The 24442-nt window shown below is 58.1% G+C and carries 23 protein-coding genes; 6 read left to right on the forward strand and 17 right to left on the reverse strand.

Translation table 11 applies throughout. The annotated features are described in order from the left end of the window. Positions 1–97 precede the first annotated feature (97 nt). Entirely contained in the window at positions 98–556 is a 459-nt protein-coding gene (locus tag C4N23_RS04505) for a holo-ACP synthase (protein WP_112144365.1), read from the forward strand. An 87-nt stretch (positions 557–643) separates the two neighbouring features. Beyond that, positions 644–994, forward strand: coding sequence for a type II toxin-antitoxin system PemK/MazF family toxin (locus C4N23_RS04510; protein WP_055190033.1), 351 nt, complete (start codon positions 644–646; stop codon positions 992–994). A gap of 721 nt (positions 995–1715) precedes the next feature. On the opposite strand, the gene C4N23_RS04520 is transcribed toward C4N23_RS04510, so the two are convergent. The 11 genes from C4N23_RS04520 to C4N23_RS04575 form a co-directional block, all read right to left on the reverse strand. Continuing rightward, a complete protein-coding gene (locus C4N23_RS04520; protein WP_112144370.1) occupies positions 1716–2990 on the reverse strand; it encodes an SLC13 family permease in 1275 nt (424 codons plus the stop codon). A 411-nt stretch (positions 2991–3401) separates the two neighbouring features. Continuing rightward, a complete protein-coding gene (gene ttdB / locus C4N23_RS04525) occupies positions 3402–4028 on the reverse strand; it encodes a L(+)-tartrate dehydratase subunit beta (RefSeq protein WP_112144372.1) in 627 nt (208 codons plus the stop codon). Continuing rightward, entirely contained in the window at positions 4028–4927 is a 900-nt protein-coding gene (gene ttdA, locus C4N23_RS04530) for a L(+)-tartrate dehydratase subunit alpha (RefSeq protein WP_112144374.1), read from the reverse strand. Before ttdA ends, ttdB begins: the two co-directional genes overlap by 1 nt. Before the next feature lie 68 nt (positions 4928–4995). Further along, complete coding sequence (locus tag C4N23_RS04535; RefSeq protein ID WP_112144376.1) at positions 4996–6264, reverse strand: SLC13 family permease; 1269 nt, start codon at positions 6262–6264, stop codon at positions 4996–4998. Positions 6265–6691: 427 nt separating this feature from the next. After that, entirely contained in the window at positions 6692–7312 is a 621-nt protein-coding gene (locus tag C4N23_RS04540) for a DUF1847 domain-containing protein (RefSeq protein ID WP_112144378.1), read from the reverse strand. A 19-nt stretch (positions 7313–7331) separates the two neighbouring features. Beyond that, positions 7332–7976: a GntR family transcriptional regulator gene (locus C4N23_RS04545; protein ID WP_112144380.1), complete on the reverse strand. Its 645-nt coding sequence runs from the start codon at positions 7974–7976 to the stop codon at positions 7332–7334. Beyond that, positions 7954–8532 (reverse strand): GntR family transcriptional regulator, encoded by a 579-nt coding sequence (locus C4N23_RS04550; protein ID WP_112144382.1) that lies wholly within the window; start codon positions 8530–8532, stop codon positions 7954–7956. Before C4N23_RS04550 ends, C4N23_RS04545 begins: the two co-directional genes overlap by 23 nt. 178 nt (positions 8533–8710) lie before the next feature. Further along, on the reverse strand, positions 8711–8983 hold the full coding sequence (locus C4N23_RS04555) for a DUF6061 family protein (protein WP_112144384.1): 273 nt from the start codon (positions 8981–8983) through the stop codon (positions 8711–8713). Positions 8984–9387: 404 nt separating this feature from the next. Further along, on the reverse strand, positions 9388–10899 hold the full coding sequence (gene lysS, locus C4N23_RS04565; protein ID WP_112144386.1) for a lysine--tRNA ligase: 1512 nt from the start codon (positions 10897–10899) through the stop codon (positions 9388–9390). Positions 10900–10919: 20 nt separating this feature from the next. Further along, positions 10920–11405 carry a transcription elongation factor GreA gene (greA, locus tag C4N23_RS04570; RefSeq protein ID WP_112144388.1) on the reverse strand — a complete coding sequence of 162 codons (486 nt, stop codon included), beginning with the start codon at positions 11403–11405 and terminating at the stop codon, positions 10920–10922. Between the two features lie 188 nt (positions 11406–11593). After that, positions 11594–13678: an elongation factor G gene (locus C4N23_RS04575; protein WP_097839779.1), complete on the reverse strand. Its 2085-nt coding sequence runs from the start codon at positions 13676–13678 to the stop codon at positions 11594–11596. 245 nt (positions 13679–13923) lie between these two features. Here C4N23_RS04575 and C4N23_RS04580 point away from each other — a divergent pair, with 245 nt between their 5' ends. After that, positions 13924–14403, forward strand: a complete 480-nt coding sequence (locus C4N23_RS04580; protein ID WP_112144390.1) for a deoxycytidylate deaminase — start codon at positions 13924–13926, stop codon at positions 14401–14403. A gap of 351 nt (positions 14404–14754) precedes the next feature. After that, on the forward strand, positions 14755–15750 hold the full coding sequence (argF, locus tag C4N23_RS04585; RefSeq protein WP_112144392.1) for an ornithine carbamoyltransferase: 996 nt from the start codon (positions 14755–14757) through the stop codon (positions 15748–15750). A gap of 52 nt (positions 15751–15802) precedes the next feature. Here the strand turns inward: argF and C4N23_RS04590 are convergent, their stop codons facing one another. The 3 genes from C4N23_RS04590 to C4N23_RS04600 form a co-directional block, all read right to left on the reverse strand. Next, complete coding sequence (locus C4N23_RS04590; RefSeq protein WP_097839781.1) at positions 15803–16387, reverse strand: TVP38/TMEM64 family protein; 585 nt, start codon at positions 16385–16387, stop codon at positions 15803–15805. A gap of 143 nt (positions 16388–16530) precedes the next feature. Beyond that, positions 16531–17535 carry a 3'-5' exonuclease gene (locus C4N23_RS04595; protein ID WP_055190059.1) on the reverse strand — a complete coding sequence of 335 codons (1005 nt, stop codon included), beginning with the start codon at positions 17533–17535 and terminating at the stop codon, positions 16531–16533. Positions 17536–17547: 12 nt separating this feature from the next. Then, the gene (locus C4N23_RS04600; protein WP_112144394.1) at positions 17548–18369 is read right to left on the reverse strand and encodes a Cof-type HAD-IIB family hydrolase; all 822 of its coding nucleotides are present in this window, start codon (positions 18367–18369) and stop codon (positions 17548–17550) included. 392 nt (positions 18370–18761) lie between these two features. On the opposite strand from C4N23_RS04600, the gene C4N23_RS04605 reads away from it, so the two are divergent. Together C4N23_RS04605 and C4N23_RS04610 are read left to right on the forward strand one after the other, a co-directional pair. Then, positions 18762–19055: a CidA/LrgA family protein gene (locus C4N23_RS04605; protein WP_242968105.1), complete on the forward strand. Its 294-nt coding sequence runs from the start codon at positions 18762–18764 to the stop codon at positions 19053–19055. Further along, positions 19036–19743 (forward strand): LrgB family protein, encoded by a 708-nt coding sequence (locus C4N23_RS04610; RefSeq protein WP_112144398.1) that lies wholly within the window; start codon positions 19036–19038, stop codon positions 19741–19743. The genes C4N23_RS04605 and C4N23_RS04610 overlap by 20 nt, the downstream gene beginning before the upstream one ends. A gap of 102 nt (positions 19744–19845) precedes the next feature. Here C4N23_RS04610 and C4N23_RS04615 read toward each other — a convergent pair whose 3' ends face one another. From C4N23_RS04615 to C4N23_RS04625, 3 genes are all read right to left on the reverse strand, one after another. Beyond that, positions 19846–20895: a GGDEF domain-containing protein gene (locus C4N23_RS04615; RefSeq protein WP_112144400.1), complete on the reverse strand. Its 1050-nt coding sequence runs from the start codon at positions 20893–20895 to the stop codon at positions 19846–19848. A gap of 88 nt (positions 20896–20983) precedes the next feature. Continuing rightward, positions 20984–22828: an HD-GYP domain-containing protein gene (locus C4N23_RS04620; protein WP_112144403.1), complete on the reverse strand. Its 1845-nt coding sequence runs from the start codon at positions 22826–22828 to the stop codon at positions 20984–20986. A gap of 184 nt (positions 22829–23012) precedes the next feature. Beyond that, positions 23013–24326 carry an MATE family efflux transporter gene (locus C4N23_RS04625; RefSeq protein WP_181567073.1) on the reverse strand — a complete coding sequence of 438 codons (1314 nt, stop codon included), beginning with the start codon at positions 24324–24326 and terminating at the stop codon, positions 23013–23015. Between the last annotated feature and the right edge of the window lie 116 nt (positions 24327–24442).

The raw sequence follows: 24442 nt of genomic DNA on the forward strand, positions 1-24442 counted from the left end.
TTCAAGATTCCGGGCGTCAGTTTGCACATATTAACCAAAAAACGCCGAAAATTTGAGTGAAAACAACGGGGCCTCGCCCCAAAAGGAGTGGAAAACCATGCTGTTTGGTGTCGGATGTGACCTGTGCGAGATCGCACGGATGGAGCAGAGCCTGTTCGGGCCCCACGGGGAGGCCTTTGAGGCGCGAGTGTTTGGCGAAGCGGAGCGGCAAGCGCTCGCGCTGGACAGCTGCCGGGAGGCCCCCAAAAAGGCCAAGAACGACCACGGCGACACGGTGCGGCAGAGCGCCCTGAACGTCAGCCGCCGGGCCCGCAAAGCCGCCAGCGCGGCAGCGGACTTCGCCGCGAAGGAAGCCTTCCTCAAGGCGGCGGGCACCGGGCTGCGGGAACCCTTTGCCCTGCGGGACATCGAGGCCGTCCGGCTGGAAAGCGGTGCCCCGGCCTACCGGTTCTCCGGCCCCGCCGCCGCATGGGTGGCCGAGCACGGCCTCCGCGCTCACCTCTCCCTCAGCCACGAGGGCGGCATGGCGCTGGCCTTCTGCGTGCTGGAAACCTGACCTCCTCCTCCGCATACAATGGAATAGCCCCCGCGTGCATACCGGCCGCCGCTGCGGCCCATACTAAGGGCAAGGAGGGAAGATTCCATGGAGGTACACAGAGGAGAAGTTTTTTATGCCGACCTTTCGCCCGTGGTGGGGTCGGAGCAGGGCGGGGTGCGGCCGGTACTCATCGTGCAGAATGAGATCGGCAACCGCCACAGCCCCACGGTGATCGCGGCGGCCATTACATCCCGGCTGGACAAAGCGCGTCTGCCCACCCACATCAACATCCGGGCGGCGGACACCGGCCTTGCCAAGGACAGCGTCGTGCTGCTGGAGCAGATCCGCACGCTGGACAAACATCGCCTCCGCGAGCGGGCGGGGCAGATCACCCCCGCCGACCAGAAGCGGGTGGATCAGGCGCTGGACGTCAGCTTGGGGCTGACCAGTTTTTGAGTTGGTTTTGAAAAAAGGTTTTCACAAAGAGGGCTGTTGCACAAGGATAGAAGCCAGTGCAGCAGCCCTTTTTCTGAGGAGGAAAACTTGCCGGGACAATAAAAACTGCGCTCCATAGCGGTTTTCTCTTTTTTCGCAACAGTCTGTTTTGCAGCCAGATATCGGGTAGATTCGGGCCTGTTTCATTTCGTATCTTCATAATACAACCACTCTTATGAAAATGGAAGGGGGTAATCCGTCGGTTCTTTCCAAATTTTCAAGTAGCAAACGGAATGGAGCAAACACCATGCACAATTTTCAGAGCTTGTTTTGCGCAGAAACTGAGGCTGGATGCGGTCTGGTTCAGCACTTGGCCGCAGATGGACCGGAGGCATTTCGACACACATCTTCTTGTTCTCGTAATTTGTCGGGGCAAGGCCCCTCCATCTTGCTTACGCAAGACCGTTCTGTCGCTTAAAAGCCCCACTGGGGCTTTCATTGCTGCGCTCCACTGCGCAAACGCGAACTTTTGAGAACACGCTGATTTCGGCAGCTTGCAAGAAAACACATGGGAAACTTTGGCAAAAAGAGAGAGGGCCGGACGGTGCCAGCCCTCTTGACAGAATTATGAGATGCTCAAAAACTTCTGCTGCTTTTATTACGGTTTTCAAAAATAGCGCCGATCAGAACGGCATATTTATGATATGCAGTTTGCGGATACTACTGCGGTGGGAAAATAGAATCAGGCAAAAGGATAAAGTGTCGGCAGGAAAAATACGGACACGACGATGAGGATGAGCGCCAGCGGGGTACCACACTTGAGATAATCCTTCAAGGTGTATCCGCCCGGCTCGATGATCATGATCTGGCAGGGAGCTGCCATGGGGGTCATGATGGACACACAGCTGGCTGTGATCACGCCGACCACGGCAGCACGGGGGTCTACGCCCATGCGGATACAGGCGGAAGTGACCAGTGGGATGAAGATGGTCAGGGTAGCCAGATTGGACATAACCTGCGTCAGAATGAAGGGAACAAGGAAGAACACCAGCATAATGATGTACGGATTGGTAGTATCGCCCAGCAGGCGGATCATCCAGTCTGCCACCACATCGCCTGCACCGGTGGTCTGGATGGCGTCCGACAGAGCCAGCACACCGGCAAACAGGAAAATGGTCGGCTGGTGGATGGAGTTGAGGGCTTCCTTCTCGGTCAGCACACCCGTCAACACCAGAGCGGTAGCGCCGATGCAGGAAGTGAGATACATCTTGACACCAATGACATTTTCCAGCAGCATCATTGCAATGGAGACCAGAACGATCAGGACAGCCAGATTGCGCTTGAAGGGGCTGAGTTTTTCGCTCTCAGAAGCCGTATGTGCTGCATCTGAAAACTGCTCGTTGGGAATATCCGGCATCAGCTTATAGCCAACAAAGGTCATGTACAGGATGGCAATGGTCAGCATCGGGATGCGCGCAATGGTGAAATCCCAGATGTGCAGCGGTGTCGGTGCGCCGGCCTGCATCATGACATCGTTCCATGCCATGTTGGAAGCACCCTGACCGAGAAAGGTCATCTGGGTGGCAATGTTGGCACAGGCCATAGAAGGATACAGCAGCTTGCTGCGGCTTACGCCGATATCGTTCGCAATGCATACCAGCAGAGGGATCATGATAGCGGCAGTTGCGGTGGCACTGGTGATGGCGCCCAGAAACGCACCTGCCACACAGGAAAGAAAAATCAGCATCCGCATATTGTTCTTGTAGCGGATGACCAGACTCTGGGCTTTGTCAATCAGGGGCGTTTTGGTCAGCCCTGCACCGATGACGAACATGGCTACGAACATGACCACGTTCGTGTTGATGAAGCCGCCAAAGGCCTCGGCAGGGGTCTTGATGCCGGTGAGGATCAGCGCCAGAATGATGCCGGTAGAAATGACCGAGAACGGGACTTTACCGGATACAAAGGCGATGATCGTTACAAGCAGGATGACCAGTGTGATCTCCAATGGGCTCATTTGGGTTGTCCTCCTGTGGATTACTTCCACCTTGCAGATGCAAAGCAGTGGCACTTGAATGTTTATATTTGATAATGTATCCAATAAACAAGAAAAGGATACACCGAAAGACCACGCTTGTCAAGGGATTTGTTATACTTTTGTCGAAAAATACAATTTTCCAAAGGAACTTTATATAAGGTGTGTAGAACAAAAAGAACGGGCAAGATCGTCTTTGTCTGCATTTCCTTCAAGGAACAAATAACGCCCCGGAACCCTTTACGCGGAAAAGGGTTCCGGGGCAAATTGCGGAGAACAAATACGTGGCAAATTAAGCTGAGCAAGAAACTTGGGGTAAGAAAAACGATTTAGGAGAATCGTATGAAAGGAAATAATGAGTGAAGTCTGTCCCCCGCTGAGAGGATATCCGGATTACTTAATAAAGCCGACGTGCTTGCAGATCTCTTCGACGGCCTTATCCTTGCGCTGATTGAAGATGACCTTGTTCTCTTCGAACAGGTTGCGGCCCTCAGTGTCGATGGAAACGATCAGGGGGCCAAACTCGTTAACGTGGCAGTGCCACAGAGTTTCCGGCATACCGAGGTCACGCCACTGGGCCTCGACGATCTCCTCCACCTCGGTGGCAGCCACAACGGCGTTACCGGCAGGGAAGACACAGTGGATGGCACCGAACTCCTTGCAGGCGCGCTCGGTGTTGGGGCCCATGCCGCCCTTGCCCACGATGACGCGGACACCGGACTTCTGCACGAACTCATACTCGAACTTCTCCATGCGCATGGAGGTGGTGGGGCCCACAGACACCATCTCGAACTTGTCGTTCTCCAGCGGGCGGATGATGGGACCGGCGTGGAAGATGGCTGCGTCCTTCACGTCCACAGGCAGCGGGCGGCCCTCTTCCACGAGGCGGCGGTGCGCCACATCGCGGCAGGTGGTCAGGTCGCCGTTCAGGTAAACGACATCACCGATATGGATGTCCTTCAGGTCTTCTGCGGAGACCGGAGTGGTAAGAATTTTCTTTCCGTCTTTGATGGTCAGCATTACAAAGTCACCCCCGAATGAGTATCAATGGTGTAGTTCAGATCTTTATCAAAAATAATGTGGCCGCGGCGATGGCTCCAGCAGCCCATGTTGACGGCAACGCCGATGGCAGAAGGATGGCGGGCAGTGTTCTCAATGTGCACGCCCATGACGGAGTACTTGCCGCCCATGCCCTGAGGACCAAGGCCGATGGAGTTGATGCCGTCCTCCAGCAGCTTCTCCATATAGGCTGCGCGCTCGTTCTCGTTGTGGCTGCCCAGAGGACGCATCAGAGCCTTCTTGGACAGCAGAGCGGCGGTCTCAACAGAGGTGGCAACGCCCACGCCCACCAGCAGCGGAGGACAGGCATTGATGCCGTAGCTGGTCATGACATCCATGACGAACTTGGTCACACCTTCGTAACCTGCACCGGGCATCAGAACCATGGCCTTGCCCGGCAGGGTGCAGCCGCCGCCTGCCATATAAGCGTAGATCTCACACTTGTCGCTGTTCGGGATGATATCCCACCAGACGGTAGGGGTGCCCTTGCCGACATTGCGGCCGGTGTTGAACTCATCGAAGGTTTCAACGCTGTTGTGGCGCAGAGGTGCTTCGAAGGTGGCCTTGACCACAGCCTCCTTCAGCAGACCCTCCACCTCGCCGATGAGGGGGAAGTCCACGCCGCACTTTACCCAGAACTGGAGCACACCAGTGTCTTGGCAGCTGGGGCGGTTCAGTTCCTTGGCCAGCTTCTGGTTCCGCTTCATGGTCTCATAAATGACCTTGGACAGCGGTGCGTCCTCCTGTGCGCCCAGCTCATCGAGCTTGGCAATGATGTCGTCCGGCAGCACCTTGGCGATATGGCTCACAAAGTTCGCCATATAGGTCGTCATCTGCTGCACCTGTTCTTGCTTGTTCATTCCAATGCCTCCTTAGATTTGGTACATTTTGCGCGTTGGTTCACTCATATTCAACGTTCCTGTCCGCTTTACTGCGGGAAGAACGGGAATGCGATGGGAAGGATCACCATGCTGACAACCGTTGCGATGAGGATGAGGGGCAGGCCAGCCTTGGCATAATCCTTGAAGGTGTACCCGCCGGCGGAAACCACCATGGTGTTGGCGGGCATACCGATGGGTGTTGCGTAAGCGCAGGAGCCGCCGATGACACAAGCCATCAGGACGGCGCGGGGGTCGGCACCCATGCCCTGTGCGATGCTCAGGCAGATGGGAACCATCAGAGCGGTGGTTGCGGTGTTGGACATGAAGTTGGTCATGACGCAGCAGAGCAGGAAGACCACCAGAGTCAGGACGTAGGGAGAGGGATTCTCGCCCAGAGCACCAATGACGATGTTTGCAATCTCTGCTCCTGCCCCGGTCTTATCCAGTGCAGAGGCCAGAGACAGCGTACCACCGAAGAGGAAGATGGTCTTGAGGTCGATGGACTTCAGGGCGTCTTTCTCGGAGATGACACCGGTGAGGATCAGAGCCAGCGCACCGATACAGCCGGTGATGCAGAGTTTGATGCCAATCTGCTTTTCAAAAATCATGCCCAACAGGGTGAGCACGAGGATGACAAGGGAGAGCACCTGTTTCCACTTGGGAACATTGCTGAAGTCCTGCTCGCCGCCGAAGGAGTCATCATCGGAGACGGGGTGGTTGGGCAGCAGCTTCATGCCAAGGGTGGCATAGAAGAGGATGCCGGCGGCGAGGATGGGCAGGCCCACGATAGCGTACTCGAAGAAGCCGAAGGACATCCCGATCTCACCCAGAGCACTCTGGGCGATGAGGTTGCCCGGTGCGCCGATGAGGGAAAGGTTGCCGCCCATGGCCGCTGCAAATACCAGCGGCATCAGCAGCTTGGAGCGGGCATAGCCGGACTTTGCCGCAATGCCGATGACCACGGGGATCAGGACGGCGGCGGTGCCGGTGTTGGAGAGCACACCGCTCATCAGGCCAACGATGACCATGATGGCCACGATGAGGCTGCGCTCGGATTTGGCAAAGTGGGTAACGATGCCGCCGATCTTGTTGGCCATACCTGTTTCAAACAGGGCACCGCCGACGATGAACATGGCGACGAACAGGATGACGTTGCTGTCGATGAAGCCCGCAAAAGCAGTCTTGATGTCCAGAACGCCGGTAACGACCAGACCGATACAGACGATCATAGACGTTACGCCGAGGGGGATCTTCTCAAACACGAACATGACGACCGCGAAGAGAAGAAAGAGTAGGGTGATAGTTGCTGCTGACATACCGGGGAATCCTCCTTTGATGAAATATAATGTATCCATTTTATCGGAGCAAAACAGCCCTGACTTTCGGAACGCCCCAGCTGCACCTCGTTGTGCAGAGTCTTTGCCGCCGTGCTGTGCCCTCACAGCCCTTCTTTGTTCTGGAAGGATTTGCCCGGAACCTTAGAATTCCGGGAATCTCGGCAGCGTCTTTTTTGAATTTTTATATCTAATCTTTGATAATGTATCCACTTGACGACACGAGAATACACCCGAAACAGAGATTTGTCAATCCCTTTTTTCGAGTTTTGTCGCATTGCACGGATTATGTACCAATTTTTGTGCACGCCAGACAAACAGTAGGATACAAGAAAATCTCCCTCCGCCGCCTTCTGCAAAAAACGTGCGATCTCCAAAGCAGATGGAGAACGCACGTTTTTTCCTTCTTTTATTCCAGCCGCTTTTTGAAATACCCCTCGGCACAGTAAATGGCACCACAGGGATTATGCGCCAGAACGCGATCCTTGGCCACCAGCGTTGTGACCATGGCGTCCGAGTACTTATAAAACATCGAGTCGTGTCCCACACAAAGTCCGACCTCAATGTTGAACTCGGTGTGCTGTTCGTTCAGAAGCTTTGCCTGTGCGATGGGGTTGCACATGGCCTCAAATTCGCCGGGGTGGATCTTGACCTCTTCCGGGATGCCCACTTCTTCTTTGGAGATGCCGCCGGTCTTGCAGATGACCGACACCACCTCAAACCCCTGCGCACGGAGCAGGTCGGCCACGATGCGGGCTTCCTTCCGCAGACCTTTGCAGAATGCAAGACCCAGCTTGTGGTAGCCCATCCGCTTGCAGAACTCCACCGTCTCCTTCAGGCGGGGCCATTGACAGTAGCCAAGCCCCTCAATGGCCGAACAGTTGACGTAGAAATCGTGATTCTCAGGCAAATCATAGCCGGCGCGGGCGGCCTCCATCACCGAAGCATTCCGCATAGGGCAGTTTTTGGGCATCTTTTCCGGCTCGTTGTTGGCGCAGGCCAGAACCGTACAGTTCGCACAGGTATACACTGTCTTGTCCTCCTTGATCTTATAAATAATAGGTCAGCGCATCGTCCATACTGCGGTAGATGTGTTTTTCCATTTCAGCCCGTGCTTCCAGCGCATCCCGTGCTTCCAGCGCCGCATAGATCTTTTTATGCTCGCTCTGGGAGTTGAGGGCATAGTCCAACTCGCTCATTTCCACACCAACGGACAGGCCATTCCACAGCTCCGAGAGAAGATTGCGCATTTTTTCATTGCCGGAAGCTTCCCAGATCTCAAAATGGAAGGACTGGTTGTAGTCAGTATAATTTCCGGCCTGCTGAAGAGAAAGAGCCTCCTCAGCAGTATCCACGCAGTTTTTGATCTTGGACAGGTCAGCGTTGTTCTGGCAGCAGAGCATACATGCCGTCCCTTCCAAGGCAGCGCGCAGCTGGTAGTGCTCCCGAATCGTTTTTTCCGTTACGCCCAGCACAATGGCGCACTTGTTTTGCTTGACTTCCAGCAGACCGTCACGGGCAAGGATCTGAAAGGCCTCTCGCACCGGCGTGACCGACACGCCCAGTTCCTGTGCGGTGTTTTCCAGCGTGAGTTCTGCGCCCTCCGGGATGCTTTTTGAGATAATGGCTTTCCGCAAAGCGGAAGCTACCCGCTCGCGGGCGGGCAGCAGCTTAATGGGTTTCAGTCCCAGCATATTGACTCCTTATCGTTAAAATCAGATGCAGCAGTTCTTCTTCATAGGTGTTCCATGCATCCAGCACATCAGGGGAACCTTGACGGTCCAGCATCAGCAGGCGGGCAAGCCGGTCGTTCACCGGCGCAGGACGTGCGCTCACGGCAAAGGCAATGTAGGTCTCCTGAATGCTCTCCAGCAGCTTGCGGTGCAGCGGATAGGGCAGGACGGTTCGCAGGGTACGGTGCTGCAGCATCTCGTCTCCTGCCAACATCGCATCCTGCGGCAGCGCACGCATAGCCTGCCGTTCCAACTGAGCCCCCAATGCCAGAATTTGGCGCAGTGTCTCTTCGGTCAAATCTGCCGCTTTTATCCGATTGTTGGGCAGGCGGATGATAAGACCCTGATATTCAAGGATCATCAAGGCCTCCCGCACCGGCATCCGGGAGACACCGAGACTCTCTGCCAGTTCGTTCTGGGTCATTTCGGTGCCCGCCGGGATCTGCCCAGATAAAATGGCCTGCTGCAGGGCTTCCACCACACCGCCGTTTTTCTTCTGGATGCCGATATATTCCATAGAGCCCTCCGTGCAAATATCTTTTTTATATTGTATCCAATTTTACAATAAAAAGCAATACTTCCTTTATGACAAACAAAAATACCCGGCAGATTCCTTATGAAAAATCTGCCGGATATAGACCGGATGCCCTTGGGGTGTTCCATTCTGAAAAATTGAAGGGCAAATGCAAGCTGTGTTAACTGTTATGGAACCTTGTCAACCAATCTTCCATTCTTCCATGGTCACAGCCAAGTGACAGGTAGTGCTCAATCTCCCCACCCAGCACAAGCTGTGCATACTCCAAAGGCTTATGGTAGAGCAGCCAGTCCAGTTCTGCCCGCTGTGCCGGGGTGTTGCCGTATTCGTCCTCGATGGCGATGCAGTCGATGGCAAGGGTAGTGCCACCCTCGAATCGGGCTTCCACCCGGTTGGTGTCCATGTTGTAGCGGCAGGAAAGCAGTTTGTTCATAAGGAAACCTCCATGTTTTTCACATTTACTTCTTCTGCGGTGGAAAGTTCCGGCTGTCCGTTTGCAAATACATAAAGCCACTTCTTGACGCAGCCCTTTGCAGGTCTACATCCATCCACCACACGCCCGATTCTTACACCAAACGCGAACTTGTCGGGGCGGGGCCCCTCCATCTTGCTTACGCAAGACCGTTCGGTCGCTTAAAAGCCCCACTGGGGCTTTCATTGCTCCGCTTCGCTGCGCAAACGCGAACAACGCTCTTTTTACTCTGCACAAAATCCTGCATCGTTTGGCGTAAAATTGGCGTATGGTGTAGTTTTCGCTGGAAATTCGTCAAAAGAAAAAGCCTGAAACTTCTCGGTACATCAAGAAGTTTCAGGCTTTGTCATCTTAAAATTGGAAATTTACTGTTCAATCGGCTTCATCGTGGGGAACAGCAGAACGTCCCGGATGGAGGCGCTATCGGTCAGCAGCATGACGAGGCGATCCACGCCGAAGCCGAGGCCGCCCGTGGGGGGCAGACCGTACTCCAGAGCGTTGACGTAGTCGTAATCGACCTGCGCCTTGCAGTCGGGTTCGATGGCCTTGCGCTCGGCGACCTGACGCTCGAAACGGCCCTTCTGGTCGATGGGGTCGTTCAGCTCGCTGAAAGCGTTGCCGTACTCGGTGCAGTCGATGAAGTACTCAAAGCGCTCGGTGAAGGCAGGATCATCCGGCTTACGCTTGGCCAGCGGGCTGATCTCCACGGGGTAATCGTAGATGAAGGTGGGCTGGATGAGCTTGTCCTCCACGAAGGCGTCGAAGAACTCGGCCAGAATGGCACCCTTGGTGGGTACTTCCGGCAGCTCGACGTGGTGCTCCTTCGCGGCGGCGATGGCGTCCTCGTCGGTCTTCCAGTCGTTGAAATCGACGCCGGAATACTTCTTCACGGCCTCGATCATGGTCAGGCGCTCCCAGTGGCCCATGTCGATCTGCTTGCCCTGATAGGGGATGACCATGCTGCCGCAGATCTTGAGGGCGAGGCGCTTGTACAGCTCCTCCACGAGGTCCATCATGCCGTGGAAGTCGGTGAAGGCCTGATACAGCTCGATGCTGGTGAACTCCGGGTTGTGCTTGGGGTCCATGCCCTCATTGCGGAAGATGCGGCCCACCTCGTACACGCGGTCCATGCCGCCCACGATCAGGCGCTTGAGGTACAGCTCGGTCTCGATGCGCAGCACCATGTCCATGTTCAGGCTGTTGTGATGGGTGTAGAAGGGGCGGGCAGAGGCGCCGATCTCAAAGGGGGTCAGGATGGGGGTATCCACCTCCAAGAAGCCCTTCTCGTCCAGATAGGCGCGGATCTCCTTCAGGATCTGGCTGCGCTTCACGAAGGTGTCCTTCACCTCCGGGTTGGCGATCAGGTCCACGTAGCGCTGACGGTAGCGCATCTCGGTGTCGGTCAGGCCGTGGAATTTCTCCGGCAGGGGGCGCAGGCTCTTGGCCAGCAGGGTCAGCTCGGTGGCGCGGACGCTCAACTCGCCGGTCTTGGTGCGGAACACCTCGCCCTTCACGCCGATGATGTCGCCCACGTCCAGCTTCTTGAAGGCGGCGTAAGGCTCGTCGCCCAGCTCGTCGCGGCGGACGTAGAGCTGGATGTCGCCCTTATCGTCCCGCAGGTGGGCAAAGCTCGCCTTGCCCATGACGCGCTTGGACATCATGCGGCCCGCCAGCGCGACCTTCTTGCCGGAGTCGGTCTCATTGGGCAGATCTTTGAACTCTTCCTTCAGGTCCGCCGAATAGGCGTCCTGCGGGAACTTGGTCAAGGTGAAGGGGTCGTTGCCCGCAGCCTGCAGGTCGGCCAGCTTCTGACGGCGCACCTGCACCTGCTCGCTCTCGGACAGGCCCGCAGCGGGGTTTCTCTTTTGCTCTTCCATTATTTCCTCCCGTGCTGTGCTCAGTTGGCCGAGTGGGCGATGCTCAGCACCGTGTACTCGACGGTGTGGCCGGAGGGCAGCAGGACTTCTGCCTTTTCGCCCACAGCCTTGCCCAGCAGGGCGTGGCCCACAGGGCTCTCATCGCTGATCTTGCCGTTCAGGGGGTCAGCCTCGGTGCGGCCAACGATGTCATATTCCTCTTTCTCGTCCTCACCGGCCATCTGAATGGTGACATGGGTGCCAACGGAGACGCTCTCGACGCTCAGCTCACTCTCGTCGATGACGACGGCGTTCTTGACCATCTGCTCCAGCTCGGTGATGCGGTTCTCCACCAGACCCTGCGTGTTCTTGGCCTCGTCGTACTCGCTGTTCTCGGACAGGTCGCCGTGGCTGCGGGCTTCCTTGATCTCTTCAGCCAGCTCCTTGCGGCGGACAGTCTTGAGGTATTCCAGCTCCTCCTGCACGGCCTTCAGGCCGGCAGCGGACATTTTGATTTCTTGTGCCATTGGGGAATCTCTCCTTGTCTATTGGATTGGCGCAGCCGCAAAGCCGCGCACGAGTGCTATTTTGACTGTTCTATTATAATGGCAAGCTGCGGGATTGTCAATAAAAACGACGCTTCTGCAACGCAAAAACCGCGCAAAAAGCCCCGCCGGCAGAGGGAATTGCCGACGGGGCCTGAGAATGTCTTTTGTTAGTCTTCGCCAGACTCGTCCAGATTACCCAGCTTCTTCGCCTGTTCGACAACGGCGGGGACGAGCATTTCGGGCAGGATCTCGTAGCGGGCGAACTCGGTGGTGAACCAGCCGCGGCCCTGCGTGGTCTGACGGATGAAGGTGGTGAAATTGGTCAGCTCGGCCAGCGGCACTTCGGCGATGATGGTCTGCAAGCCGTCCTCATCGGGTTCCATGCCCAGCACGCGGCCGCGCCGTTTGGTCACGTCGCCCATGATGTCGCCGGTGTTGTCGTTGGGGACATGGGCTTTCAGGGTGTGGATAGGCTCCAGAATGACGGGGCCTGCTTCAGGCATGGCGGCCTTATACGCCAGCTTCGCGGCCATGATGAAGGCCATTTCGGAGCTGTCCACGGGGTGATAGCTGCCGTCCAGCAGGGTGGCTTTCAGGCCCACCACGGGGTAACCGGCCAGCACGCCCTTTTCGGCGGCAAGGCGGACGCCCTTTTCGACGGCGGGGAAGAAGTTCTTCGGGACACTGCCGCCGAAGACCTTTTCCTCAAAGACCACCTGCTCGCTGTCGCAGGGCTCAAAGTTGATGACGACATCGCCGAACTGGCCGTGGCCGCCGGTCTGCTTCTTATGGCGGCCCTGCTTCTGGCACGCCTTGCGGATGGACTCACGGTAGGCGATGCGGGGCGCTTCCAGCCCGATCTCGACGCCGAACTTGTTTTTCAGCTTGGCCTTGACCACATCGAGGTGCTGCTCGCCCAGACCACCGATGATCTGCTGGTGGGTCTCGGCGTTGTTCTCGTAGCTCAGGGTGGGGTCTTCTTCCATCAGGCGGGCCAGCGCGCTGCTGATCTTGCCCTCGTCGCCCTTCTTGGCCACGGTGACTGCCATGAACAGGCTGGGCAGCGGGAAGACGGGAGCGGGCAGCTTGACAACGCGGGACGCATCGCAGAGGGTGTCGCCGGTCTTGGCAGAAACGAGCTTTGCCACCGCACCGATGTCACCGGCGCCGATGCCGTCGGCGTCCACCTGTTTCTTGCCGATGACGGTCAGCGGCTTCGAGATCTTCTCGACCTCGCCGGTGCGGGCGTTGACCAGCGGCTCACCGGCCGTGACCTTGCCGCTGACAACCCGCAGATAGCTCAGCTTGCCCACGAAGGGGTCCGCCACCGTCTTGAAGACGTAGGCGGCGGTGGGCTCGTCCTCGGTGCAGTGGAGCTCCACAGGCTCACCGTTGGCGTCCTCGGCCACGGTGCTCTCCTCATGCTGGGGGCTGGGCAGCAGCTTGTGCATATTGAACAGCAGCATATCCAGTGCCTGCTGGTTGACGGCGCTGCCGCAGAAGACGGGGGTGATGAGGCCGTTCTTGACGCCCTTGCGCATCCCCTCGACGATCTCCTCGGTGGTGAAGGGCTCGCCGCCGAAGAACTTCTCCATCAGCTCATCGTCGGTCTCGGCGATGGCCTCACTCATAGCCTCGATCAGGCCTTGGAAGCGGTGGCCGATGTCGGGCAGCTCCACTTGGATCTGCTTGCCGCTCTCGTACTTGAAGGCCTTCTGGCTGAACAGGTTGATGTACACGGGGGTGCCGTCGTCGAGCTTGGCGGGCACGACGCAGGGGCAGACCGTGGAGCCGAACTTGATCTTCATATCCTCAAGGATCTTGAAGTAGTTGGCGTTCTCAAGGTCGCACTTGCTGACGAAGACCATGGTGGCCTTGCCGTTCTTACGAGCCAGCTGGAAAGCCTTTTCCGCGCCGACGGTGACGCCGCTGCGGCCGGACACCACCACCAGCACGCTCTCGGCGGCCCGGATGCCCTCATACTCACCGGCCTCGAAATCGAACAGGCCCGGCGCGTCGATCAGGTTGTACTTGATGCCTTCGTACTCCACGGGCACCACCGACGCCGACAGGCTGGCCTTGCGCTTTGCTTCCTCAGGGTCAAAGTCCGAAATCGTGGTGCCGTCTTCCACACGGCCCATACGCTCTGCTGCGCCCGAAAAATAGACCAATGCCTCAGTCAGCGTCGTTTTGCCGCTGCCGGCATGGCCTGCAATCAAGATATTGCGGATGTTGTTGCTTGCGTATTTCATATCGGTTTTTCCCTCTTTCCGCCGCACGGAGTGCGTTCTCTCCGTTTTTGTGGCATATTTTACAAAGATAATACCACACTCTAAGCGAATTTCAAATAGGTTGCCCGAAAATTCTTTTCCTTTCCCCGCCAAACTTGCCGTCCCGCTTTTGTGCATTTTGACCGGGAACGGCGAAAATTGATTGTAAAACGTCGGTTGACATGGTACAATAGGCCCAAACAAATGACCGAGGGAGGACACGTTCAATGAAACGCACCGATTATATCAATTGGGATGAATATTTTATGGGCATCGCCCTGCTCACCGCCATGCGCTCCAAGGACCCCAGCAGTCAGGTGGGTGCGTGCATCGTCAGCCCGGAAAACAAGATCCTTTCGCTGGGCTACAACGGTATGCCCATCGGCTGCGACGACGACGCGATGCCATGGGACCGCGAGGGCGAGCCGCTGGACACCAAATATATGTACGTCTGCCACGCCGAGCTGAACGCCATCCTGAACAGCGCCCACAACAACCTCAAGGGGGCGCGGGTGTATGTGACCCTCTTCCCCTGCAACGAGTGCGCCAAGGCCATCATCCAGTCCGGCATCTCGGAGGTGGTGTACTACGGCGACAAGTACCACGACTCCGATTCCAGCGTCGCCGCGCGGTTCATGTTCAAAAAGGCGGGCGTCCGCCTCACCCCCTACACCCCCAGCGGCCGGAGGACAGAGCTGGAGCTGTAAAAAACAGTTGTACTGCCACTGACTCTTCTGGCTGCAGTGGCTTCACTGATCGTTGATGTGGCGAAAGCCGCATTCGATATCGCGTGGAAGATTTCGCACGACCGAAAAGACGATGATAACAAAAAAGATTGACCGCCTCAGTGTTCCAAGCCTGACGGTCAATCTCTTTTGACATACGGGACGGAAAGCTGACCTTTGCAGTCAGCGTCCCTTCTGTTTGTAGTATACTCGAAGCATCGTGGTTTGTCAAGACAGGCTGCAGCCTCTTGACCACCCGACGATATCGTATTATAATAGAAGCACATCTCGCATAAATATTCGCATTTTAATGTATAGAGAGGGAATTATACAATGAGTCTGAAAAACCGGAGCTTTTTGAAGCTGCTCGACTACACCCCCGCCGAGATCGAGGAGCTGCTGGACCTTGCAGCCGACCTGAAGGCCAAGAAGAAGGCGGGCGTCCGCCACGACGCCCTGCGCGGCAAGAACATCGCGCTGATCTTCGAGAAGACCTCCACCCGCACCCGCTGCAGCTTCGAAGTCGCTGCCCATGACCTCGGCATGGAGGTCACCTACCTCGACCCGTCGGGCAGCCAGATCGGCAAAAAGGAGTCCATCGCCGACACCGCCCGCGTGCTGGGCCGGATGTTCGACGGCATCGAGTACCGCGGCTACGGCCAGCAGATCGTAGAGGACCTCGCCCGCTATGCGGGGGTGCCGGTCTGGAATGGCCTGACCAACGAGTTCCACCCCACCCAGATCCTCGCCGACTTCCTCACCATCCGGGAGCATTTCGGCAAACTGAAGGGCATCCACTTCGTCTATTTCGGCGACGCCCGCTACAACATGGGCAACAGCCTGATGGTGGGCTGCGCCAAGATGGGCCTCCATTTCACCGCCTGTGCCCCCAAGAAGTACCAGCCGGACCCGGCTCTCATCGCCCAGTGTCAGGCCATCGCCGCCGAGACCGGCGCAACCCTGACCTTTGAGGAGGACCCCGCCAAGGCCGCCAAGGGGGCCGATGTCCTTTACACCGACGTCTGGGTCTCCATGGGTGAGCCGGTGGAGGTCTGGGCCGAGCGCATCCACGACCTTTCCGCCTACCAGATCAATCAGGAGCTGATGGCACTGGCCGGCCCGGATGCCGTCTTCATGCACTGCCTCCCCGCCTTCCACGACCACAAGACCACCGTGGGCAAGGAAATGGGCGAAAAGTTCGGCCGCGACGCCATGGAAGTGACCGACGAAGTCTTCGAAGGCCCCCAGAGCATCGTGTTTGATGAGGCCGAGAACCGGATGCACACCATCAAAGCCGTCATGGCGGCGACCTTGGGCTACGAGGGCTAAGCGCTTCGGATATAGCAAAACTCCCCTGCTTTTCGGCAGGGGAGTTTTTTCTTCAGATATCGTGTTTTTTGCAGAACTGCTTGCTGGCCCAGTACATCCCGCCCCAAAGGACGACGGCGAGGATGAGGTAGACCGGGTTCTTCAGCGAGCTGACGATGGACTGGCCGAAGAGGGCCATCATGGCCACCATGGCGCCTTTGCCCAGCAGCATGGTGATGAGGTAGCGCTTCTCGTCAAAATCGGAGATGCCGAAGGCGAAGTGCATGAAGGACGACGGCGCGAAGGGCAGCACCGACAGCATGAACAGGGATGCGACGTCCAACCGGCTGACCCACCGCTGGGCCTTTTCCAGCTTTTCGGAGCGGCTGGCGACTTTCCAGAAAAAGCGCTTGACCACCCGCCGCCAGAACAGGAACATGAGCGTACCGCCCAGCAAGACGCCGATCCAACTGTAAGCAAAGCCCAGAAAGCCGCCGTGGGCCGCCACGTTCAGCGCCACGATGGCGATGAGAGGCAGCGGCGGAAAAAACGACTCCACCATGGCCAGCGCGATGGGCGCAAGGGGCCCAAGATCCCCGAATCCGTCCAGCAGTGTCTTCCAGAAGTCCAGCGTTCCCAGCTGGTGCAAAAATTCCATCGTGTAACCCCTCTCTCTTGTTTCTACTAGTATATCCAGAACCTATGAAACAGCTATTAAATTTTCTGCAATTTTTTTGCTTTTTCGGCTGGACGTATACTTTCCATTACGAAACAGCGGGCAGTTTTCCTGCACGATGGCGATCAGTTTTCTGCTTTTTCGGCGGCCTGCTTCTCCGCGCGGGCCTGCATCCGCTCGATCTGCTGGGTGCGCATCTTCTCCCAGCGGGCCAGATGCTCCGCCGTGGGCATCTGCACGCAGCGGGCGAAGCTCCAGTGCAGCCCGTCCCGCCGGGCCAGCTTGTAGCGCTGGAACACACCCTTTCCGGCCTCGCTGCCGGTCCCGGCGCAGCGAGGGCACTGGGCCAGCGTGTACCAGCTGTTGCTGCCCCGCTTCAGCCAGATGTCGTCCGGCGTAAGGTCCGCCCCGCAGACCGGGCACTGGGCCCTGCTGATCTTCGGGTCCACCCGCCATGCGTACTGCTCCACGTAGCCCCGGAAGATCTTGAAGTCCCGGTAGTCCCCCGGCGTCTGGCAGAGGCTCTGGCGCAGGGCCTCGTCCTCGGTGGGGTAGGCAGCCAGCCCCTCCCGCAGGTGGAGCTTGCGGCAGACATCGGCGGTGTAGAGAGTGTCCGACAAGGCATCGTGGAAGGGGCGGTCCATGGGGATGCCCAGCCGGGTCACAACACTTTCCAGTGTCATCCCCTCGCCCTCCTTGCGGGGGTGCTCCCGCAAAAAGACCTGCTGCAGGTCGTACCAGACCGTCGGGCGGCTCTCGTCCAGATTGCACAGGTAAAGGTTCTGCTTGAGCACCGGCACGTCGTCCATGCCCCACTCGGCAAACTCGGCGTCCGGGCCGCACCACTGCATGAACCGGCGCAGCCCCTGCACGATGGGGTCGCCGTTGTCAAGGTCTTCCTGCGTCAGGCCGGTGACCTTGGCGATATGGTGCTGCAATTTGCGGAAGATGCGGGGGCGCAGATGGATGGAGAAGGTATCGAGGACATTGCCGTCCTCGTCGATCTTCACCGCGCCGATCTCGATGATCTCGCCCCGGAAGGTCTGCTGCACCCCTTGATAATTGAACGTATACGGCTGGTAGCCGATGTTCCACTCCAAATCAAATAAAACCAGATTGCGCTGCGGCATTCGTGTATCCTCTCACTGTAAAATAAACTTCTCAATGGCCTCGGCCACGCCGTCATGGTTGTTGTCGGCGGCGGTCACGTAGTCGGCCACCTGCTTCACGGCGTCCTCGGCGTTCTGCATGGCGACGCCCACCCCCGCGAACTCGATCATCGAGCGGTCGTTCAGGCCGTCGCCGCAGGCCATCAGGTTTTCGCGGGTCAGGCCCATCCGGTCCAGCAGTGCGCCGAGGCTGACGTCCTTCGCCACGCCCAGCGGCACCGCCTCGATGAAGAAGGGGCTGGAGGGGTAAAGGTCGATGCGGCCCTCAAACTGCGCCTTGCCCGCTTCGCAGACGGCGTCCCGGCGGGCGGGGTCCACGGTAATGAGCATCTTGCAGATGGGGTAATCCACGTAGGAAGCCAGATCGTCCACATGGTACATCTCCAGCTTGGTGGTCACGCACTCCTTCCGGGCCCACTCGTCGCCGTCCCGCTCGCAGACGATGCCGCGATCGTCATAGGTCAGGATGGCCACATCCTGCGCGGCTGCAAACTTGCACAGCTGGGGCACGAACTCCGGGGCCAGCTGCTTTTGGTACAGAGCCTCGCCGGTGGCGCAGTCCACGATCTTGCCGCCGTTGTAGGCGAGGATGCAGCCGCCTTTTTTGTCCAGCCCCAGCGCCTTTGCCAGCGGGGTGATGCCCGCCGTGGGCCGGCCGGATGCCAGCACGATGGTCACGCCCTGCGCCGCCGCGGCATCCAGCGCCGCGCGGGTGCGGGGGGTAACAATCTTTTCGTCATTGGTCAGGGTGCCGTCCAAGTCCAGCGCCAGCACCCGAATCTTCGTCTTGCTCATATCTTGTTCCTTCCGGGCGGGGGTACTCTTCCCCGCCGATGGTGTCATATTTTTCGGTAACGTGTTTATTGTACAATGAACGCCCCGCTCTGCGCAACCCTCCGGCATGGATTTCTGTAAAATTTTTCGCCGCCGGGCCGCGTTCCATTTCCCGCCGGACTTCTCATTCCCCGCCGCTTCCCCAGAACATCCAGTTTTTTGTCGAATCGACATAAACTCTTAGCCAGTATTACCGTTGCGCCGCCCGGCCTTTTGGGCTATACTATTGACTTAGCTGCTTTACCAAAGGGGGATTCTTTACGAAATATCTGTTCCAGTTCGCACGCATCCTTGCGTTCTGTTTTCTCGGTGAGATCTGCCACGCCGTTCTGCCGCTGCCTGTCCCGGCCAGCATCTACGGCCTGATCCTGCTGCTGGCGGCGCTGCTGCTGGGCCTCGTCAAGCTGGAGGACGTGAAAGAAGTCGGCCTGTTCCTGACCGGCATCTTCCCGCTCCTCTTCGTGCCTGCCGCCGCCGGGGTCATGGAGCTCTGGGTCGAGATGGGCGATATGCTGCTGCCCATCGTCATTGCCATCGTCCCGGTCACGGTCCTCGTCCTTGTGACCGCCGGGCACACCACACAGGCGCTGACCCGCCGCAAACAGACCAAAAAGGAGGCCGCCGCAAATGACAGCGCTGCTGAATGAGTTTCTTTCTTCTTCCTCCGCGTGGGGCGTGCTGCTGACGCTGGCCGCCTTCGCGCTGGGCACCCTCATCAACAAAGTAACCGGCAAGGCGGTCTTCAACCCACTGCTGCTGGGCAGCATCTTCGTCATCATCCTGCTCAGCGTGCTGAAGATCTCCTACGCCGATTACAAGGTCAGCGCGGCCCCGGTCAGCTATCTGCTGCTGCCCGCCACCATCAGCCTTGCCATCCCGCTGTATGAGAAGTGGGACCTGCTCAAGGAGAACGCCGCCGCCATCATCGCGGGCATCTCGGTGGGCACGCTGGTCAGTCTCGGCAGTGCCTTGGCGCTGGCCGTTGCCATGGACCTGACCCGCGAGCAGTACGTCACCCTGCTGCCCAAGTCCGTCACCACAGCCATCAGCATGGACGTTGCCGCCGAGCTGGGCGGCATCGCAGCCCTTACCGGTGCCATCGTCATCCTCACCGGCATCGCGGGCAACCTGCTGGCCGAGACGGTCTGCAAGGTCTTCCACATCACCGACCCCATCGCCAAGGGTGTGGGCATCGGCACCTCCGCCCATGCCGTCGGCACCAGCAAGGCTCTCCAGATGGGCGAGGTCGAGGGTGCCATGAGCGGCCTGTCCATCGCCGTCGCCGGTGTTCTCACCGCCGTCCTCTGCCCTGTCTTTGTGAATTTTATTGGTTGAGCTTTTACGCCAAAGGAGCCTCGCAGTTTTCCGCTGTGAGGCTCCTTTAGCTTTATGGCAACTAAAAAAGCCCTGCGAAAGCAGAGCTTTTTTACCGTGAAGTCAGTGCTGGATCCCCCGGCTGCGGTAATGCTCATCTTTGGCGTCATACATCCGGGTCTCGGCCTGTTTGATGAGGGCTTTGATCTGGATGCCGCCGGCGCTGCAGGTGGCGCAGCCCACAGCCACGGAGTAACCGTGGGCCTCGACGGCCTGTTCCAGCGTCTGCATCATCTCGCGGACATGGCGGAGGTCGGTGTCCACCACAAAGGCCACGAACTCGTCGCCGCCGATGCGGTAGGTATCCTTGCGGCCGAAAATTTTGGTCATCTCCTGCGCCACGATCTTGAGCATCACGTCACCGGCGTCGTGGCCCTTGGTGTTGTTCAGCTCATGCAGCCCGTTCACGTCCACATAGACGCAGCTCAGGCTGTTGGCACAGCGCAGGGGGTACTCGTGCATGTGGTTCTCGTAGGCGTTGCGGTTGGGGATCTGGGTGTTCAGGTCGGTCTCGGCGATGACCTTCAGCTTGCACCGGGCCACCACGTTGTCGGTCAGGGCGCGGACGTAGTAGGTGGAGATCACACAGGCCATCAGCCCGAACAGCCCCGCGTCCATCAGATCCATGGCCGCCACTTCCGGGGTCTTGAACGTCACCACGCAGCAGGCGAAGACGCCCTCGTACAGCGCGGTGCGCAGGATGTTCCACAGGGCCGGGCGGGTAAAGAGCATGGGCAGCACCACCGCAAGGATGTGGAAGCAGGTGGCAGGCTGGTCGGCGTAGATGAAACACCCCAGATAGATGCCCAGCAGGTAACACACTGCCAGAAAGCCGTCGGCGCAGATGGCCAGCACCATGTGTTTATTGGGGAAGCTCTGGGTAACGCCGAGCAGCGCAAGGCAGCCTGCCAGCGCCCCGACGTAGGGGATGAACCCCCCGGCCAGCGATTTTACCATGCAGCAGATCATCATGGCGATCAGTAAAAAAAAGATCGCGATGGAAAGGAAAAACACCAGCTTCGCCCTGTTCTCCTTCCGGAGCTCGTCCCGGCAGTTCCTGTAAACATCCGGCTCGACGCCGCCATATAACAATAGGTTTCGCAACGTTTCCATCTCTTACCCCTCTGCGCGTGCCGCTTTTCTTGTGCACTCTTACTAGATATTGTATCATATATGCAAAGGAAATGGAAGGTTTTACGGTTTATTTTTCTCTGCCGATGTGGTAAGCCTGCAAATAGACCTCCTTGCGCCTCTCGTCCAGCCTTTGCGCCAGCTCTGCGCAGAAATCCTTATCGTCGAACAGGGCCACCACTTTGGGAGCGTAGCGGGTGCCGCTCTGGGCTTTCAGCTCCCCCACCAGCGTGCGGAAAGGCTTGGCCATCTGGTAGCAGCGGCCGATGTTGTCCGTGGCCGCATCCAGCGAGTCCGCCACGCTCAGCGCATCCACGATGACCTTGATTTCCGGCGGGCAGGGCGGCACATCCTTGGGATAGCCGCCTTGGCCATTATAAAAACGGTGATGGTAGAGGGCCGCCGGGGCCATGTACTTGCCGCACCCGGCCTCCTGTAGCAGCCCACAGCCGATGGCCGGGTGGGTCTGGATGCCCTGAAACTCCTCGTCGATGAGACGGCGGCCGTTGTTGTCGATGTTCAGGATGACGGCGCTCTTGCCGACGTCGTGATACAGGCCGCACTCGTAGGCGGTGTCCAGCAGTTCGGCCTTCCGCGCCGCCACCTCGGCCACATTCTTGCAGCCCTTCAGGCCCACCACTGCGGCGGGGTCGGTATCGATCAGCCGCCTGATGAGGGCCTTGGTCAGGTGGGCCACCATGGTGGAGTGGACCTCAGTGGGCTTATGGCCGAGGAGAATGCTGCCCAGCACCGTGTGCGCATCAAACTGCTTGGCGTCCGATTGTGCGATGATAAGCTCCCGGATGGCAAAGCTTGCCACGCGGGGATACTCGTTGCTGAGCATCTCGTCCAGATAGCGGTGGGCCGCTTCCCGTTCTTTTGCAATACGGTCTGCCAGCTCCGTGCGCTCCTGCTCGGTCATCAGCGTTTCGTAATAGAAGATATAAGCCGCACCCGTCAGATTGCGGTTGATGCCGTCCGGCGAGTAATCCCGTGCGCCGGTCTGGTCGATCATGTCCAACAGGTCTTCCACCACAGCACGAGCCGTGCCTTTTCCGGCATGGTAGCGCGCCGCATGGTAGAAGTAATTCGCCCGCCAGTTCTGCAAGCGGGATTCGTCCCCCTTGTTGGCCTTCTGGTGCTCATAAACGTAGGCTGCCGATCTCAACATTCGTTCCGCTATCACAGGGTCATCGTGGTGGCGCAGGTAAGCCATCAGGGTCATCTGATCCATGTGCATGGCATAAATGAACCGCTGCCACGGGATGTCCGGGTCCAGCTCCTGATAATAGGGCGACTCGATGATGCCCATGGCGAGGTCGAACAGCTCAAGATACCGCTTGCAGTCCGCCTTTGTCTGGCGGGAGACCGTCAGACGGATGTTGCCGAGGCTGCGGATGATGTATTGCCGCGTCTCGGTGTCCATCTCCTCGTACCTGCTGATATAGCTGGCCGCTTCCATAAAGTGTGCATGGATGCGGGATTCCAGCAGATTGATCCCATGGTCGTCGTCCCGGACGTTGAGGTAATGCAGGGTGATGCCGTTGTAGTAAAGCTCCTTCACGATCATCCGGTCGTCCTCGCGGAAGCGGGCGGCTTCCAGCAGCAGACTGTGGATCTTGTAGGCCACGCCGCAGTCCTCGCTGTTGCCAAAGTTGAACAGCCGCCCTGCAAAGGCTTCGAGGTTGGTGATCTCCTCGTCCGTCAACGTTTTCGGGTCCAGCACATAGACCAGCTCATTCAGCAGGGCGTTGTTCTCCTGCATCAGCCCAAAGGAGCACACCGCGTTGCCCTGAATCTCTTCCAGCAGCGCCTCCGGGGCCGTCTCCGGCGCAAACTGTGGTTTGGAGAGTGCCCGTACCCTGCGCAGGTTCTGGATATAACGTTCGCATTTTTCGGGATACGTTGTTTCCATTTGGGGCACCCTCTTTTCCGTAAAAAGATGAAATCGTTTTCATTGCCAAAAAACAGCTCTTGTCCTTTATTATACGGTCCGAAATTACGAAAATCAACTGTTTTTCAGTGTTTTTACCCCCCCCCCCCCTTGGTAATTTCTTTCATTTCGGGAGGGTTTTTTGGCAGGTTTTTCCTGAATGTTTTTAAGTGTCCAGCCAATTTGCTTTCCATGTGTAAAGGATCATCAGCACCGCGCCGAGACCCCACGACACCGGGTAGAGGACGAAGATGCCATCGATGGAGCGGAAGAAGGGCAGCACCCACTGGATCCACCCGATGCGGAACACGCAAAGGGAAACCAGCAGCACCACCATGGGCGGAACGGTCTTGCCCGTGCCGCGCACCGTGCCCGCCAAGCTGTGCAGGATGCTCAGTTCCCAGTAGAAGGGGCAGAAGTAGTGCATCGCGGTGCAGCCAAAGGCCACGACCTCCGCATCATGGGTGAACAACTGCATGATGGGGTTCTGGAAGGCCAGCAGCAGCACGCCGGTGAGGACGGTGTAGCCGACGCCCATGCCCAGCGTGACCCACATGCTCTTCTTCACCCGGTCGGTCTTGCCCGCGCCGTAGTTCTGGCCCACAAAGGTGGTGGCCGCCATGCTGAAGCTCATGATGGGCAGGATGTTGAAGCCGTCCACCTTCATATAGGCCGCAAAACCGGCCATAGCGGCGGCACCGTAGCCGTTGACGCCCGCTTGGACCAGAATGTTGGACAGCGAGATGACCATGTTCTGAATGCCGGTGGGCAGACCCACCTTGATGATGCGGGCAGCCATCTTCTTGTGGACCTTGATCTCCTTCGCGGTCACGCGGTAGTCGTCGTTCACCCGCATCAAAAAGCCCAGCGACAGCACGCAGGAAACGAGCTGGCTCACGTCCGTGGCGATGGCCGCACCGGCCACGCCCATCTTCAGCCCCGCGATGAGCACGAGGTCGAGGAGGATGTTCGTGCCCGACGCGATGCCCAGATACAGCAGCGACCGCTGGGAGTTGCCCGCCGCGTTCAGGATGCCCGCCGCCATGTTGTACACGACGCTGAACAGCACACCGCCGAAATAGATCTGCATATAGGTCACGGCGTCTTCCAGCACCTCCGCCGGGGTGTCCATGGCCATCAGTAGAGAGCGGCTGATGAGGATGCCGCCGACGGTCAGGATCAGGCCGAGGATCGCCGCCAGCGCCAGCGAGGTGTGGACGGCCTCCTGCGCCTCCTTCCGGTCCTTCGCGCCGAGGTACTGCGCCACCACCACGCCCGCGCCCACGGCGATGCCCTGACTGAAGCCGATGAGCAGGAAAATGGGCGAGCCGCTGGAGCCGACAGCCGCCAGCGCGTTGCTGCCCACGAAATTGCCGACAATGATGGAGTCGGCGGTGTTATACAACTGCTGAAGCAGGTTGCCCAAGATCAGCGGCACAGAAAACAGCAGGATGTTCTTCCAGATGCTGCCCTCTGTCATCAAGCGTGTCTTTTTCTTTTGCGTTTCCAAAACGGTTGCTGCCACGTTCTTCCTCCTGAAAATTTCCTTTCCTAAAGTTCCCACACAAACATCTTTAACGATACAACCTTCTTGTC

Origin of the sequence: Faecalibacterium hattorii (assembly GCF_003287455.1) — a bacterium.
Lineage (GTDB): Bacteria > Bacillota > Clostridia > Oscillospirales > Ruminococcaceae > Faecalibacterium > Faecalibacterium hattorii.